We start from the raw sequence: 16587 nt of genomic DNA, 5'->3' as shown, positions 1-16587 counted from the left end.
TAACCTTATAAATCAGAGATAATAATATATGTTGCATTTATGGGTCCATGTACACCGACGACTAAGTTCATTTCAATATCAGCAGAATTACTTGGTCCAGTTATAAAGTTAATACAACTAGGAATTACTTCTGTTTCTTTTATTTTTTCCCGGATATAGGCAGCTGCTTGTGTCATTCTCGGTACGATAGAACTTCTAGGTACAAGTATAATTGATTTTTCCGGTAAGAAGCTGACTGTCCTGCCTTTGTGTTTATCACTAAATAATACGACAGTTCCCGATTCTGCAAGGGTAATCTCGCTAATCGTTAATCCGATGTTTGCTTTTTCAGCTATTGCTATATTTTCTACTTCAACTTCATGATTCCATTCATAGTACGCTACCCCTTGCTTATGCAATTCATCAAGCTTGGCTGTTACTCCCCATGCTTTTAATCTACTATCACGCCAAGTTACGATGGATTCACCGCCGTAATCTGACACTCGGTCTTCTAATGTTTGCGGCAAGTTTGATAGATTTGTTTCAATCAAGTCCGTGTGAATTAATTTGCATTGGTTCTTTAAGACCGAAATTAATTCGGACTGTGATGCCCCCTTTAACACCCGCTTTTGTGGGGCATATTTCCACTCGGGTTTTTCTATCTTCTTCCTCACTTCTTCTTTTCCTAATCGTGCTGCAATTTTCTTAAGAAATATATCTCTATTTTCAATCGCCATGATTCTTTTCCTCCTTGCCCCTTTGTTTAAACCAGTCACGGAATCTTTCCTTTTGCGGAGCAGGAAAATCACGGATTTCCGTCCACGCCTTTAATGGACCGACACCTTTTGTTAGCTTTGTCCCATCAGAAAATGGCCCAACAGCCTTTGAGGCAAATTTCCCACCCATTTTATATAAAGCAGGAGAAGCTGCTCCAAGACCAAAAGCTTTCATCGCTAACTTTTCAGAAATGGGGGCTTTTCCTTCTTTTTCAACAATGACTTGCCTATGTTTATGAAGAAGGTCATGCAATGGTATTTTCACCGGACAAACCTCAGTACACGCCCCGCACAATGTGGAAGCATAAGGAAGTTCTTTATATTCTTCATAACCACCGAGTAATGGAGAAAGTACTGCACCAACTGGACCTGAGTAGATAGAACCGTATGAATGTCCGCCTACATGACGGTAAACGGGACATACATTTACACAAGCGGCACAACGTATACATTGGAGGATCGATTGGAATTCTCCACCTAAAATATTTGAACGACCATTATCAACAATAACTAAATGAAACTCTTCTGGGCCATCCACTGCTCCCTCTTCTTTTGGGCCACTTAAAACGGTAACATAACTTGGTAATTTCTGTCCGACTGCACTACGAGAAAGCATTCCTACTAATACTTCTAATTCTGTAAACGATGGCACAAGTCTCTCCATTCCCATAACAGTTATTTGTGTATCGGGCAAAGAAGTTGATAAGTCGGCATTTCCTTCATTCGTTACGAGGCAGATTGAACCTGTTTCAGCGACGGCAAAATTACATCCAGTTATACCTATATCTGCTGTTAAATATTCATTTCTTAGCATTTTCCTAGCATGTTGTGTTAATTCCTCCGGTCTATCTGTCCCCTGGTAACCTAATTTCCTGGTAAACACATCTCTTACTTGTTCTTTATTTTTGTGTAGTGCTGGAGCAACAATATGTGATGGAAGGTCATGATCATCGATTTGCAAAATATATTCACCTAGATCTGTTTCAATGACCTCACACCCAACCGATTCCAAATGATGATTGAGATCGATTTCTTCTGTCACCATTGACTTCGACTTTACTACTTTCTTAGCATTTTTCTTCTTAATTACACCTTTAATGTAATCATTAGCCTCTTCTGGTGTTTGCGCGAAAAAAACATGTCCACCTAACTTTTCTACATTTTCACTTAGTTGAAACAGATAATAATCTAGATTTTCTAATACATGTTGTCTAATTTCTTCCCCATGTGCTCGCCATTCTTCCCAATCGCCTAATTCATTTGCTGCATCCTGTCTACGCACTTCCAAGCGATCTTGCGCCCCTGAAACCGCCCCTCTCATAAAGCGATTTTCTAAACCAGACGCTACTCGATCAGTAAATTGCTCATTTCCAATCCTCATTGGCATATCAATCACCCTATCTTTCTGTTCTACTATTTAATACTTCAGCAATATGCATCACTTTCACTGGTTCGCCCACTCTATCAATTCGACCGCCAATATTCATTAAACAGCCACCGTCAGCGCCAATTAAAAGCTCTGCTCCTGTTTCATTAATATGGGCTACTTTTTCATCTACCATTTGCTCTGAGATGGCCCCCATCTTTACAGAAAATGTTCCACCAAATCCACAGCATTGACTTTTATTTGGCAATTCTGTAAACTCTAATCCCTTTACATGTGATAATAATTTCATCGGCGCTTCTTTTACACCTAACAATCGTGTCATATGACAGGAAGTGTGATAAGTAGCTTTCGCCTGATAGCTTGCGCCTACATCCTCAACTTTTAACACATCAACGATAAACTCTGTTAATTCATACGTTTTTTTAGCTAATTTTTTCGCTTGTGGCCCCCAATGTGGATCGTCTTTAAATATATGCTCATATTCATGAAACATATAGGCACATGAACCAGATGGACAAACTACATATTCAGAATGACTAAAGGTTTCTATCATCCTTTTCATTGCATCCCTTGATTCTTTTACGTAACCACTATTGTAAGATGGTTGACCACAACATACTTGATTTTCAGGAAAATCCACCTCACAGCCAAGCCTTTCTAATAATTCTACAGTTGCTACCCCTGCTTTACTGTTAAACATATCGACTAAACAGGTAGCAAAAAGTGAAACCTTCATCTTAAAAACCCCCTTATCGCGCTAATAAATAATCAGATAACTACTATCTATCGTACCATTGTTTGTATATTTATTAAATTCTAAATATTAATACGTTCTATTCATAAGACGAATAAAAGATGTATCTTTTAAGGTAAAAAGAACGTTTCCAATGGTAAGCTAGATGAAGGAGCCATTGTAAAGGTGAAGAGAACGATGTATATCATTCATTACTTAGGAATGTACAAAATGAAGGGAGACCGGCAAAACCCATTTTTCTAAAGCTTTCATTTTGTACTTTCCAGTTGAGAAAGACAGAGATAATCCTGCAGTTACGTGGATTCTACGGGAAGCGTGCCAGCATTTCAGCTAGAGTGAGTGAGCCATACATTATCCTATTCACTTCTTATGAAATGCCTATATTTCACATTGTTGCTGAGGCCATTTTTCTAAATCTGTTGTTTGAAATTGCACTTTTCTCAAAATTTTTTTATACTCCACCAACATTTGTAGCATCTATTTCGTTATCTATATGAAGCTGAGAAGAAAAACTACTTTTCCATGGAATAAAGGTGATTGTATTGCAATCTATTTATATATCATTGCGGGATGATTTATATAAATTTGCTTCGTCTATTGCTTATGATGAGCATGAAGCACAGGATTTGATCCAACAAGCTTTAGAAAAGGCCATGCATTTAGATGATTTGTCTTCTTGGCCAAAATATAAGCAAAAAGCTTGGTTTTACCGTGTCATGAAAAATCAATTGATTGATCAGCGGAGAAAATTCAAACGAGAAATGAATATTGACCAAAATGAAGAAGTAATTTTACCTACCTTTATGAAAACCTCAATTGAAACGGTAGAGTTACTTAGTCAATTATCAGCTATTGAAAGTGATATCATTTTCAAAAAATACTGGATTGGTTTAAAAAGTGATGAAATTGCTATAAAGCTTGGTTTATCAGCTTCAACTGTTAGGTATCATTTAGCAAAAGCAATGAAAAAACTACGAAAGATCTTAGAGGAGGAACAATAATAATGGGAAAAAAATATAGTAATGTCGGGGTTTTAAATCTTATCCAAGCAACTGAGGAAAGCATTCAAGAAATAGAAAAGATTAATAATGTAGGGTTACTCGTCTATTCACAAAAGAATGCATACCTCGTGCCAAAATTAAATGTAAAAAATATTGGCCAAACCATTATGGTAGAGAAGAATGTGAAAATGGCTAACGGTGTCTACAAGGTTGATTCTGCTTATTTAAAAATTGTAGATGACAATGAAACGGTGTTTATCAATGGAGCAGTCATTGTGAATGTAGATGTCACACTAGAAGAACTTCTGCAAAAAAACATCACATTTATTGTCAACGGTATCATCTACTCTCCATCTCACTTGAACGGCGCTATTCAATCCAAATTATTAACAACAAATGGTACATTAGTCAGTTATGAAGGGCCAGAACCTAAATTAGAAAATGGAAACCTTCATTTAACAACAGGATATTTAGAAGGGTTACGTGAAGGCACAAATCTATTAGTAAACGGGATAATAACAATTGATGAGCATGTTGATTTAACATTATTGAAGGAAAAGATCGCGAGGTTAGATATTAACGGTACGATTCGTTATTATGATTTTCAACAACCTTTAATCTCAGGAAAATTAAGTATTAACGGTAACCAAAACATTATCCCAAAAGGCTATCAAGTACTCTCAACTCAAACCCATTTAAATAAACATAATATTAAGAGATATAAACAACAATCGATTTATACAACTAAACCTATATTTATTGATTCAACTATAACTAGAGAAGGATTGAATGAAGCATTCTCTTCTATTCATTCTTTATCTTATATCTTGTGCCCAGAAGGTACAGAAGATATTCTTTTTGAAAAATTAGCCAATCTCGAAAATGAAGTTTTTGTTTATGTTAAAAACTATATAGCAGTAAAAGAGGAGACATGGTTTTCGACTAACTTTAAGCAGTTAGATCCACAAACAACAATAATCATACAAGATCAACTAACAATAAATGACACGTTAACTCATGCAGATATTGACCATATCTCAGAAATTATTTTAGCAGGGGATATTTTAGTTGTAGATGAAACAACAAAAGTGATATTAAAGAAAAAGATCAGTCAATCTTTTAAAGGTGAAATACATGTTTTACAAGATCATGATGAGCAAATAGCAACTAATATTGGCGAACTTGTTTTATAAACCATGGATCATTATACTCTTGAAATAGCGAAAATCAAAATAGAAGAATTGCTGAGTACAGTGGAAACTCGCACTCGGCAGTTCCCTTCATCATGGCAACCACAAGAAGTTGCGCGTTCCATATGGGAAATCAGAGGATACAGTAGGTTATTTATCTCTTATTGTCTATCAATGATTGGTCAATGGTTTGATATGGTAGCAATTATGGTCCTATTTGGATATGTATGGCAAACGAGTTCTTTTCTACTTGCTTTCATACCCATTGCTTATGCTTTACCACAAGTTTTATTTTCTCAATTTTCTGGCATCTTTGTACAAAAGCGCAATAAAATTATCCTTATGGGATGTGCTGATTTAGTAACGGTTTTCTTTACAATTTTGCTATTCTTTGCAAACACTCCTTGGTTAGCACTCATTTTATTGGCACTTCGATCTTTTGTCGGTACTGTTCACTTTCCTGCTCAACAAGGTTTAGTTCATGAGCTCATTCCAGCTCATTTAAAACTAAAGGCCGTTTCTTGGAATGGAGGTGTGAATCAAGCAGCAAAAATCATTGCACCATTAATAGGTGGTGCATTACTCACCTTATTACCTGCAAAACATTTACTACTATTTAACGCATTCGCTTTTATGATTTCTGCTTGTTTATTATTTTCTTTAAGAAAAATCATACAAACAAAAGCAAAGTATACACAATCACCGCGTGAAACAGTTGACAATACATTTTTAAATCAATGGAAAAACAGTTGGAAAAGTTTATATCGTGCTCCAACTTTAATGATTGTCTTATCATTAAATATAGTAGGAATGTTCATTATCCAATTAGTTGATGCACAATTCCCTGCGCTATTTCAACTAGTTGCGCCAACAAAACCTGCATATATGACATTATTGATTGCAAGCATTGGATGCGGTTCAGTATTAACAATCTATATCATTAGTAAAAAAGAAAGGTTTGTGCGCTTAGAGAGATGGCTTAGTTTAGCCCTTCTTAGTCTTGGTTTAGGGTTTACTGGCCTTGGTTTTTTAGAAAAGGGCTTTTCCCTTAGCTATATTCTCCTCCTTGGTTTCTTGTGCGGAATAGGAACTGGCATTTCTATTATTATTACTAACTATTGTATACAAACAATTCCACAGGAAGCCGAAGTGAGTTCCATTGCTGGTATTTATCAGTCATTAACAAGTTCGACGATTTTCATCTCTCCTCTTGGGGGAGCCTATCTTATTCACCTTTTTGGGATTCAAAATATATTCTTAGTAAGTGGCTTATCTCTTATTATTTTAACTTTTTTACCTTTTCTCATGAATAAAAAGACAGCTATTTACACATTTGTTAAAAGTAATAAAAGCTAGGTACAACTATGTGTACCTAGCTTTTACTTAAATAAATTTTGTTTGATTTTTACACAAATGGGTAAATAAGTAGGACAGAAATAAATAGGAGTGTTGATCATGTTAACAACAGCGGAACAACTTCTTTTTCTTCGTGATTTATACTATTTAAAAAAACTCCTACAAAAAACACCCAAACATCAAAGAAAGACAAAGGACCAAATAGCTGAGCAGATTCTATTGATAGAAAGTGTTGTACAGTTTAAGATAAAAAGTTAGACTGGATTGAACAACACTTCTGTCCTCATTTTTATAAAAAATTTAGCATACCTTTTCATTTACCCATTAAAGATTCTTTCTAATCATCACATATCTTGAGCAATTGAGGTTAAATTCTCTGCTGTAAACGCTACCTCTTCAAACCCTTTTCCTAAAAGATGGACTACGTTAACAATTCCATCGATTTCTTCCATAATCTTTTGATTCTGTTGCATCGTATCTTTCATTGTACCAACAATATATTCAAAATGTTCTTCTGTCGCCTTCATATGAGATTGACCGTTTTGGACTGTATTACTTACTTCTTGAAGTGATTCACTTAATTTATCGATTTGTCCATTTGTATTAGCGATTAATTGTGAGACATTTTCTACAGACGATCTTGTTTGATCCGAAAGTTTTCTCACTTCCTCTGCCACTACCGAAAACCCACGTCCATGTTCGCCTGCTCTAGCGGCCTCAATAGCAGCATTGAGGGATAATAAATTCGTCTGACTCGATATATCCGTTACAATTGTAGTAATTTCATGCATTTCATCCATTACATACAATAAACTTTTAACATCTTGTTTAATTTCTGCAACAGAGTCGACAATCGTCACCATTAATTCACCTTGTTCATTGATAAATTGCTTGCCGTTTTCAGCATACTCCTTCGCTTTTAGAGAAAAATCTTGCCCCTTCTCAGCATGCTCGACTACTTCTTCTGCTTGAGCAATTAATTCTTGGAAAGATGCGTTAGTTTCCTCAGAAATGGCTGCAAGGGTTTCTGTTTCTGTTGCTACATTTCCCCTTATTTCTTGTTTCTTATCTTCTTCTCTTGCTTTTAAAGTCTCTATTTCTGTATCATAAGCCTCTAAGACCAGCTGTTGTTCAAAGCTAAAAATTTTCGTTACGGCAGCAATTAGAAGACAGCAATCACGCGAAGTAAGTTCCATCTTTTCTACAAGCTGGATAATCGATAATAATAATCCTTGGAAAGCAGACATATACCATTTTGTTTGTAAGCCTATTTTCACATGTACATGGGCAATCCGTAACCGCTTCGCCACATACTCTTCATTTATTATACCGGCAAACATTTCTTCAATATGTACCCTCAATGTTCCTTTTAAACGCTCTACCGTACTATAATCTTCAATAATTTCAATAAGTGATTGCTCTTTGTAAATATTATCATAGAATTGATTAACTAATTGTTCACTGTGCGTTTGAATGATTGGCTGCATCTTGTTTATGAGACCTAAATCAGTTTCACTTAAATGAATTAATTCCATTTGTCGTGTGAACTTAGATGCGTCACCAAGGTCCAATACACCCTTTCCTTCTTCAACCTCTTCATTTAACTTTTTACTCGTTCTTTTTTTAAACAAACTCATGAATGCTTCCCCCGAATGATTTAATAGGTAAATTATACTATTAATATCGGTTGTTTTTGAAATAATTCCATATTCTTTCATAAATATAAATACCCATCAAATTCAACTTTCTATTCAAAGGTCCTTTTAAAACGAGAGAACATTTTCGATTGTAAAAAGCTCAAATAAGGTAGGAGGTAATTTGAAACAGTATAAAAATAATCACGAAACAGTTCAAATGTGAACTGTTCGTGATTGATTCGATACACTTAATCCATTTCATTATACATCGGTACTTTATACACCTAAATGGACTTTTAATAATTCATCATTATGCAATAGCTCAGCAGGAAGCCCTTGCCAAACGACTTCTCCCTTGTTTAAAATAATCACTTCATCTGCCACACAACAGGCTAAATCAATATTTTGTTCTACGATTAGCATGGATAATCCTGTTTTCTTGACATCTAAAATGATATTTTTAATTTGTTCAATAATAACAGGTGCAAGTCCTTCAGATGGCTCGTCCATTAACAAGAAATCTGGATTAAGTAAGAGCGCACGGCCAATGGCTAGCATTTGTTGTTGCCCACCTGATAATTCATTGCCCATATTCTCTTCACGTTCTTTTAATATCGGAAATAATTGATAAACTTCTTCAATTGTCCATTGTTTTTCACTAGATATACTTTTTCTTTCAGCTATTAACAAATTTTCTTTCACCGTTAAAGAGGGGAAAACCCGTCTCCCTTGAGGGACAAGACCAACACCAGCTTTAGAAATATGATTTGGTGTTCTACCAACAAGCTCTTTATCCTTAAACTGGATGGTGCCTTCCTTAGGAACAACTAGCCCAGCGATAGAATGAATCGTTGTTGTTTTGCCAGCACCATTTCTACCAAGAAGTGCAATACACTGACCCTTCTTCACCTGTAAATTAACACCGTGTAATATATGGCTATGACCATAATATGAATGTACTTCCTTTAGCTCAATCATGACTCAACGCTCCTCCACCAAAGTAAATTTCTTGGATCATTTGATTTCCTCGAATTTCTTCAGGGCTAGCCGTCATCATCGCTGTCCCATGGTGAAGGACAGTGATTTTATTAGCCAAACTAAACACAACTTCCATATCATGTTCAATAATAACCAAAGTAATATGATCAGGTATTTTTTTGATTAGTTTAACAAATCTACTTGTTTCTGTTGGCGACATTCCTGAGGTCGGTTCATCCAAGAGTATAATTTCCGGATTTGTACTCAATGATAAAATAATTTCTAATAAACGTTGTTCACCATAGGAAAGTTCTTTGACCAATACAGTACGGCGCTCTGTCATTTCCCACTCTTCTAGTAATCTATGACACTCTTCTGCTAAATCATTATAATTTTGCATAGGCTTAAACATATTGAGTCGATATTTCTTTTTCCCCATAATCGCTAAACGTACATTCTCTTCAACTGTTAATTCCTCAAAAAGATTATTCTTCTGAAAAGTTCTCCCCATCCCCTTCTCGGTTCTTTTAAAGGAAGGAATATGATCAATACGCTTGCCCGCTAAATAAACTTTTCCTGAAGATAATGGCAATGTACCATAAATACAATTAAATAAAGTTGTTTTACCAGCTCCATTGGGGCCTATAATCACATGACGTTCTCCCTTATTTACTTCGATATTGACACCTTTTAAGATATGCAATGCCTTAAATGATTTATTTAAGTCTTCAATTTTCAATAATGTCATCAGCTTGCTTGCTCCTTTCCTTTAACATGTTTATCTACAGGAGCATTCCGAGAAGATTTAAATAACTTTAAGCCAAATGTCGCAACAAACTGGAGAAGATGCAATATCCCTCCTCTTTTTAAGAGAACAATTGCTATGAATAATAATCCTAAGATAAGCGGCCAGCGATCTGTCATCGTACTAATATAGTTTTGTAGGAAAACAAATGCCCCAGCACCTAATGCCGGACCAAAAATCGTACCCATACCACCAATAAAAACCATGATCATTACTTCTGCACCCATATGCACACTGAACAGTGCCGGAGAAACAAATTGTGTTTTATAAATGTATAAGCCTCCAGCTAAACCTGCCATACTACCGGCAATTAAATAAGCAAACATTTTATAAGTCTTCGGGTTATAGCCTAGAGCAATCATTCTGCCTTCATTCTCCATCATGCCTTTTAGCACTTTGCCTGCTGGGGCATTAACAAAAAGTTTCAAGAGAAAATAAGTAAGAACAAAGAAAAATCCCATCATGTAAAATAAACCGATATTAGAAGTAATCTCCCCAAAACCAAAATTAGCTATCAAACTTGCACTATAGCCATCATTTCCACCCCAGAACTTCATTCTTGAAGTAATTAAAAATAAGACTTGAGTAAAAGCTAAGGTAATCATTAAGAAGAATACCCCTTTATTACGAATAGCAATATAACCTGTAACGAGTGAGAAACAAAGTGAAATTAGTATAGCTGCACCTAAAAGTAAATAGATATTTGCTGTATATTCACTCAAAATAGCAACGGTGTAAGCACCTAAACCGAATAGTGCACAATGTCCTAATGATGGCATTCCTCCAAAACCCATAATCAGACCCAAACTCATTGCAAAAATAGCGAAAACAAGAATTTCTGTTGATAAATACACCATAAATGGAGAAATGATGTGAGGCAGAATTAAAACAGTGATAAGCAAAAGAATAGTTGATAATAATGCTTTTTTCATGATTCCACCCTTCCGAATAAACCTGTTGGTTTAACCATTAAAATTGCAACCATTAATATGAAGATAAAAGCCATCGCAAACGTAGGCATATAAATTCTTCCGAAAATATCGACAAACCCAACAATCATTGAAGCAATAAAAGCACCTTTCCAACTGCCTAAACCACCAATAATGACGACAATCATTGAATTAACAAGAATCTCCCATTCCATCATCGGGTACATTCCAAGTATAGGTCCACTTAACACACCCCCGAAAGCAGCCAAAGCAGCACCAAAGATAAACACCCCTGAAAAAATGATTTTCACATTAAACCCAAGTGCTGATACCATTTCCATATCATCTACACCTGCTCGCACAATCATTCCTACTCTTGTCTTTGCCTCAAAATACCAAAGAACGAAAGCAAACAGAATTCCCATAGCAATGACAAATAGACGATAAGCAGGGAATGTCATTCCCACAAAATCTAGTGAATAGTCAAAGAGTGCTGGTACTGGGATAGAGAGAAAATTACCTCCCCAAATCCATAACGCTAAATCACCGAGTACAAAAACGAGACCAACAGTTAGCAACACCTGATCAGTTTCACTTCCATGCACTCTCGATATAAGTAATTTTTCAATAATTAGAGCAAAAATGGAAATCACAATGACTGCCAAAACCATCGATAACCAAAAATTCATTCCGCTCCTAGAAAACGAATAAGCAACATATCCTGCGAGTATAAAAAAAGATCCATGGGCAAGGTTCATAATCTTCATTAAACCAAAGATAATGGAGAGACCTGCAGCCATTAAAAATAACAACATGGCATACGCCAATCCTGAAACGGTGTTAGCAATAAAAAATTCCACTTGTTCGACTCCCTTCAGAATAAATAACTACGAAGAAATAACTTCCTCTGTATATTTTTTGGAAAAGGCATTGATGGAGTATCATGCCTTTCCCCTTACAACTCTTTTACAGGTAAAGAGTCCCTCTTAAATCTTATTTTGCTTTCTCGTATCCAGGATCTTCTGCCGGCATTTGCACTTTTTCATACGTACGAACGAGTTCAAAGACGATTTCTCCATCTTTCTCGGCACCTTTTAAAATATAGTGATTTTGGATTGGGTGATTCGTTTTTGGATCTAACTCAATTGGTCCACGAGGGCTATCAAATGACAAACCAGCTTTTAAAGTTTCAATAATATCGCCAACTTCTGTACTACCAGCTTTTTGAATTGATTCTGACATCACTTTGGCCGTATCATAGCCGTTAATAACATAGTTGTCGGGCACTTTATCATACTTCTTGGTATAATCATCAACGAACTTTTTGTTTAACTCATTTTCTAAACCCACATGATAATGAGACAGTGTATAACCATTAACTACTGCATCACCAACTGCTTCAACTGTTGATGGGGCATTCAAAACAGAACCACCATCGACAAGAGCGTAATTCTTAGCTAATCCAAATTCCTTAAATTGTTGCACAAATCTCGGACCGTCCGCACCTGGTATAAACATAAATACAGCATCAGCATCATGCTGTTTAATTTGATTAATATACGAAGAAAAGTCACTAGTACCCGAAGGTGCCCAAAGAATATCTAACACTTCTCCCCCATGCTCTTTAAAATTCGCAGAAAAGTCAGTCGCCTGTTCATGTCCAGCCACATAGTCAGAAGCAATAACGACTGCTTTTTTACCAATATTTTCAGCCATATCAACCCCTAATGTGCCTGCATAATTGAGAGAGGAAAAACCAATTCGCCAAACATAATCACTTTTGTCTCCCCATGATAAGCTATTACCTGAACCGACTACATTAATAATTGGGACACGCTTATCTTTTTCAGCAGCTTCTGTGAGTGCATATGAAATACTACCAATTGTACCTCCTCCAAGGAAATCCACTTCCTGATTCAGAGTTAGTTGTTGATAGTTCTTCAAGGCTTTTTGAGGATCTCCAGCATCATCCTCGAAAAATAATTCCACCGGTCTATCACCAATTTTGTAATCATTCTCTTCGAAGAAAAGCTCTACCCCTTCTTTCACCCCTTCACCCATAAAAGCAAAATTGCCTGTTAAAGCAAGTGTAAAACCTAATTTAATTGACTCACCTTCACCATCTCCTGACGCTTGTCCACCACCACTCCCACAAGCTGCTAGAAGCATACTTAGAACTAACATAATAGCCAATAACGCCCTTTTGTTTTTCTTCATTTACCCTTCCCCCTTATTCAAAATTTTCAGATCTTTTAAACCAAACCAACTACGGAATTTTTGTTTCGAATAGAAAACACTGTTGTCGCAGTGTTTTCTTGTCATTTATTATAGTGGATAAGAAATTGTATGAAAAGACTAAATTTTTTATAAATTAAATATATTTAGAATAAAGTTTTATTAGTAAATCTTTATACTCATTAATTTTTAATAGATATCTGTTTTTCCATAACTTTTTATTATTTAAAAAGAGAAAATAACAGTATATTTTTTATTAAATCTCATGTTAAAACATCTTACATAACTATCAATATACTGATGATAATGGAAAAATAATTACAAATATAAAAAAACAAAAGAGCATCAATGTTTTAAATAAAAAACACCGATGCTCTTTTGTTACATAATTTTTAAAGTAAGAAGTGTATCATAACTCCTTCTGACATATCCTTGACAACTCTTAACTTACTAAAGCATTTAAAGTTAATGTATGGGTGTTTTATAACATCCCACACAAAGAAATTCTGTTCATAGCCACTTATCACCAAATTTATCCATATTGCTTATTACATATGCTCCCTTTTACTTCACTCGTTACACTTTTTTAAAAATTTATTCCAATTGAACAAGTTAAATTGAAAGTAATTCAAACTTTAAAATAAATACCTTCTTGATTCCACTTTTATTACATGGGCTTATACACATTATTTTTCATTTTCATATGGACAAATGTCCAACCTATTTTTACCAAAGTGAATAGGATGTAAAGACAAATTACCCAAGGAAAGGAATGACTAGTTTGGAGCAGCTTATTACACCATGGGATTTAGATGAGACATTAGCTGATTTATATGTGCCACCATTTATTGAAGAAATGGCTCAACAAGTGATTAAACAATACAATTTTAATGTGAGTAGCATGGAAGTTATTACAACAAAGGCAGATAAGGGTGGACTAATATGGAAGATCAATACGAGCATAGGACCCAAAAGTTTAAAAATACTCCATCGGAAACCCTCCAGGAGTTTATTTAGCATTGGTGCACAGGAATATTTAGTTAATGAAAAAAAGGCTAGAATACCACCGATTGTAAAGACAAAATCGGGTAGCAATATAGTGGAAATGGGAGGGAAAATCTGGTTTGTTGCCGATTGGATTGAACCTCTATATCAAGTATCTGCCGATATTGAAGGAGCAAAGCTATTGAGTAACGCTATTGGAGAGTTCCATCAACTTTCCAAAGGATATGTTCCTCCTAAAGGAGCAGAGAATGCTTCAAGACTTTTACGATGGCCTAATGCATATAAAAAAGTAGTGAGAAAAATATCTTGGTTTAAAAATGTAGCCAACTTATATTCAGAAATGCCCACGAGTAAGACGATTTTAAGTACAGTTGATATGTTTGAGGAGCAAGCAAAAAAAGCATTGACTATGCTGGAGCAATCCTCTTATCAACAGTTGGTCGCAAAGGGAAATAAAGAATGGGGATTAGTCCATCAGGATTATGGCTGGTCGAATGGACAAATGGGACCTGGAGGTATGTGGATCATCGACCTTGATGGTGTAGCCTATGATTTGCCTATTCGTGATTTACGCAAACTCATATCTGGTTCTATGGATGATCTAGGAAGATGGGATATTGATTGGATTGTAGGCATGCTAGAAGCGTACAATGAAGCTAACCCTATCACTGACGAGTTGTTTGAGATTCTCTTGATCGATTTCTCATTACCAAATTTATATTATAAAAATGTAAAAGATATGTTATTCGAACCAACCATAGCATTAAATAGTGATTTGGATGCTATTGTCCAGCGAATCGTTGAAATAGATAAGACCAAATGGCCAATTCTTGAGCAATTACGTAAAGAATGGAGAGGGGGAAAAAGGAAATGAAAGTGCTAATAGTCTGTACGGAAAAACTCCCAGTTCCACCAGTAAAAGGAGGAGCAATACAAACATTCATCGCTGGAGCTATTCCAAACTTAAGTAAAAACCATTCTATTACAATAATCGGAAGGAACGATGACACATTACCGGATAAAGAAATAAAAGATGGTGTTCATTATGTAAGGGTTCCAGGAGGATTATTGGAGACTTACAGAGAAGGTGTCGTAGATTATCTTAAAAACAATACTTTTGACTTAATTCACATTTTTAACCGCCCCCGTTTAGTATTACCAATACGGGAAGTGGCACCTAACTCACGACTCATATTAAGCATGCACAATGATATGTTCAAGAGGGAAAAAATAGATACTGAAGAAGCCCAGAAAGCAATTGATCAATTAGATAAGATTATTACCATTAGTAATTATATTGGGAATGAAATAGTAAAGCTTTACCCCGATGCCCAACCTAAAATTCAAACGATTTATTCAGGAGTGGATTTAGAGCGATTTGTTCCAACGTATTCTGTCAAGGGTCAAAGGATTAGAGCTTCCATGCGTCAAAAACACAAACTAGAATCGAAAAAGGTAATTTTATTTGCTGGACGACTTTCAGTGAACAAGGGAGCAGATATACTTTTACGATCCATGCTAGATTTGGCTAAAAAGCATCCTAATGCGGCCTTGGTTTTAATGGGAAGTAAAGGCTTTAGTGATAATAGAATGACCGATTACATTGCTTATATTAAAGCGATTGCAGAACGCCTTCCTATACCTGTTATAACTACTGGCTTTGTTCACCCTGATGAAATTCAAGACTGGTTTGCTACTGCTGATATATTCGTTTGTCCTTCTCAATGGGAAGAGCCGTTAGCACGAGTACATTATGAAGCAATGGCGGCTGGGTTACCCATTGTGACAACTGCTCGTGGAGGAAACCCTGAAATAATCGAGATTGGAAAAAATGGGTTTATCGTTGAGCAAGCAGATGACCCTCGAGAATTTGTAGCTCATTTATCCAAATTACTTTCCAGTCCTTCTCTCTGTAGAGAAATGGGTCAATATGGTCGTAGCTTTGTAGAAAAAAATCATAATTGGAATCGAGTCATCGACGATATTTCCCAAGTGTGGAGCGGGATTGATTATAAAATTAAAAATAACGTTGACATTAGTAGTACTTCTAACATGAATGGCGAGAAAGAAGAACAACTGTTTACCAAAAAAGCTGTAGCTGAGAAGATTTCGCCTATAGAGAAAAAACCAATCCGACCAAAACAAAAGCAGCCAATTAAAAAGATTACTACTGCTTCGATACCATGGATTAATAAAGAAATATTAGCTAATAAAGCAAGCAACTATTGAATCTTAGACTGAATCAACGTTGAGGTAGAGAAACTTCCTCGAAAATGACGAAGCCGTTGAAATTTTACAATCATAAAATTTCAACGGCTTTATTTAAATAGAAATAAGGAAAACTTCTGATATGGTAAAGTGACTGTAACAAGATAAAATTAGGAATAAGGGTCCTGCTGTTTAAAGATTAAACACAATGAAAAGTCAGTTTGCCTTTAGATTTAGAAATGATATTCTTTAAAAGTTATTGCTTATGTACAAGAAGGCTTGCTAGAATATGACCGACGAATGATGCTTAAAATCACCTGATCACCTACACACCAACAGTTTTTATC

General features: G+C 35.6%; 15 protein-coding genes. 6 read left to right on the top strand and 9 right to left on the bottom strand.

Annotation, left to right across the window (positions count from 1 at the left end; all coding sequences use genetic code 11):
* Positions 1-5: 5 nt before the first annotated feature.
* Genes MKX78_RS06790 through MKX78_RS06780 form a run of 3 tightly spaced genes read right to left on the bottom strand, consistent with a single transcriptional unit; the run spans position 6 to position 2878 of the window.
* Positions 6-716 carry a LutC/YkgG family protein gene (locus MKX78_RS06790; protein ID WP_307318039.1) on the bottom strand — a complete coding sequence of 237 codons (711 nt, stop codon included), beginning with the start codon at positions 714-716 and terminating at the stop codon, positions 6-8.
* Positions 706-2142 (bottom strand): LutB/LldF family L-lactate oxidation iron-sulfur protein, encoded by a 1437-nt coding sequence (locus MKX78_RS06785; protein WP_095370056.1) that lies wholly within the window; start codon positions 2140-2142, stop codon positions 706-708. Before MKX78_RS06785 ends, MKX78_RS06790 begins: the two co-directional genes overlap by 11 nt.
* 10 nt (positions 2143-2152) lie before the next feature.
* A complete protein-coding gene (locus MKX78_RS06780) occupies positions 2153-2878 on the bottom strand; it encodes a (Fe-S)-binding protein (protein ID WP_095370057.1) in 726 nt (241 codons plus the stop codon).
* Positions 2879-3429: 551 nt separating this feature from the next.
* On the opposite strand from MKX78_RS06780, the gene MKX78_RS06775 reads away from it, so the two are divergent.
* The 4 genes from MKX78_RS06775 to MKX78_RS06760 all read left to right on the top strand — a co-directional run bounded on the left by MKX78_RS06775 (position 3430) and on the right by MKX78_RS06760 (position 6701).
* Positions 3430-3897, top strand: a complete 468-nt coding sequence (locus MKX78_RS06775) for an RNA polymerase sigma factor (RefSeq protein ID WP_233435280.1) — start codon at positions 3430-3432, stop codon at positions 3895-3897.
* A 2-nt stretch (positions 3898-3899) separates the two neighbouring features.
* A complete protein-coding gene (locus MKX78_RS06770) occupies positions 3900-5090 on the top strand; it encodes a hypothetical protein (RefSeq protein ID WP_322910054.1) in 1191 nt (396 codons plus the stop codon).
* 3 nt (positions 5091-5093) lie between these two features.
* Complete coding sequence (locus MKX78_RS06765) at positions 5094-6443, top strand: MFS transporter (RefSeq protein WP_341050335.1); 1350 nt, start codon at positions 5094-5096, stop codon at positions 6441-6443.
* A gap of 99 nt (positions 6444-6542) precedes the next feature.
* The gene (locus MKX78_RS06760) at positions 6543-6701 is read left to right on the top strand and encodes a hypothetical protein (protein WP_157733759.1); all 159 of its coding nucleotides are present in this window, start codon (positions 6543-6545) and stop codon (positions 6699-6701) included.
* Between the two features lie 86 nt (positions 6702-6787).
* Here the strand turns inward: MKX78_RS06760 and MKX78_RS06755 are convergent, their stop codons facing one another.
* The 6 genes from MKX78_RS06755 to MKX78_RS06730 all read right to left on the bottom strand — a co-directional run bounded on the left by MKX78_RS06755 (position 6788) and on the right by MKX78_RS06730 (position 13009).
* Complete coding sequence (locus MKX78_RS06755; protein WP_341050333.1) at positions 6788-8080, bottom strand: globin-coupled sensor protein; 1293 nt, start codon at positions 8078-8080, stop codon at positions 6788-6790.
* Positions 8081-8356: 276 nt separating this feature from the next.
* The gene (locus tag MKX78_RS06750; RefSeq protein WP_341050332.1) at positions 8357-9058 is read right to left on the bottom strand and encodes an ABC transporter ATP-binding protein; all 702 of its coding nucleotides are present in this window, start codon (positions 9056-9058) and stop codon (positions 8357-8359) included.
* On the bottom strand, positions 9051-9806 hold the full coding sequence (locus tag MKX78_RS06745; protein ID WP_095370061.1) for an ABC transporter ATP-binding protein: 756 nt from the start codon (positions 9804-9806) through the stop codon (positions 9051-9053). The genes MKX78_RS06750 and MKX78_RS06745 overlap by 8 nt, the downstream gene beginning before the upstream one ends.
* Positions 9806-10795 carry a branched-chain amino acid ABC transporter permease gene (locus tag MKX78_RS06740; RefSeq protein WP_341050330.1) on the bottom strand — a complete coding sequence of 330 codons (990 nt, stop codon included), beginning with the start codon at positions 10793-10795 and terminating at the stop codon, positions 9806-9808. Before MKX78_RS06740 ends, MKX78_RS06745 begins: the two co-directional genes overlap by 1 nt.
* Positions 10792-11652, bottom strand: coding sequence for a branched-chain amino acid ABC transporter permease (locus tag MKX78_RS06735; RefSeq protein WP_224935586.1), 861 nt, complete (start codon positions 11650-11652; stop codon positions 10792-10794). The genes MKX78_RS06740 and MKX78_RS06735 overlap by 4 nt, the downstream gene beginning before the upstream one ends.
* Before the next feature lie 133 nt (positions 11653-11785).
* Positions 11786-13009 carry an ABC transporter substrate-binding protein gene (locus MKX78_RS06730; protein WP_322910050.1) on the bottom strand — a complete coding sequence of 408 codons (1224 nt, stop codon included), beginning with the start codon at positions 13007-13009 and terminating at the stop codon, positions 11786-11788.
* Positions 13010-13808: 799 nt separating this feature from the next.
* Here MKX78_RS06730 and MKX78_RS06725 point away from each other — a divergent pair.
* Together MKX78_RS06725 and MKX78_RS06720 are read left to right on the top strand one after the other, a co-directional pair.
* Positions 13809-14906 (top strand): CotS family spore coat protein, encoded by a 1098-nt coding sequence (locus MKX78_RS06725; protein WP_370873396.1) that lies wholly within the window; start codon positions 13809-13811, stop codon positions 14904-14906.
* Positions 14903-16261, top strand: coding sequence for a glycosyltransferase family 4 protein (locus MKX78_RS06720; RefSeq protein ID WP_307318052.1), 1359 nt, complete (start codon positions 14903-14905; stop codon positions 16259-16261). The genes MKX78_RS06725 and MKX78_RS06720 overlap by 4 nt, the downstream gene beginning before the upstream one ends.
* Positions 16262-16587: the final 326 nt, after the last annotated feature.

The sequence above is a fragment of the Cytobacillus sp. FSL R5-0569 genome, from assembly GCF_038007265.1.
Lineage (GTDB): Bacteria > Bacillota > Bacilli > Bacillales > Cytobacillaceae > Cytobacillus > Cytobacillus kochii.
This window is presented reverse-complemented; position numbering and strand designations above follow the sequence as displayed.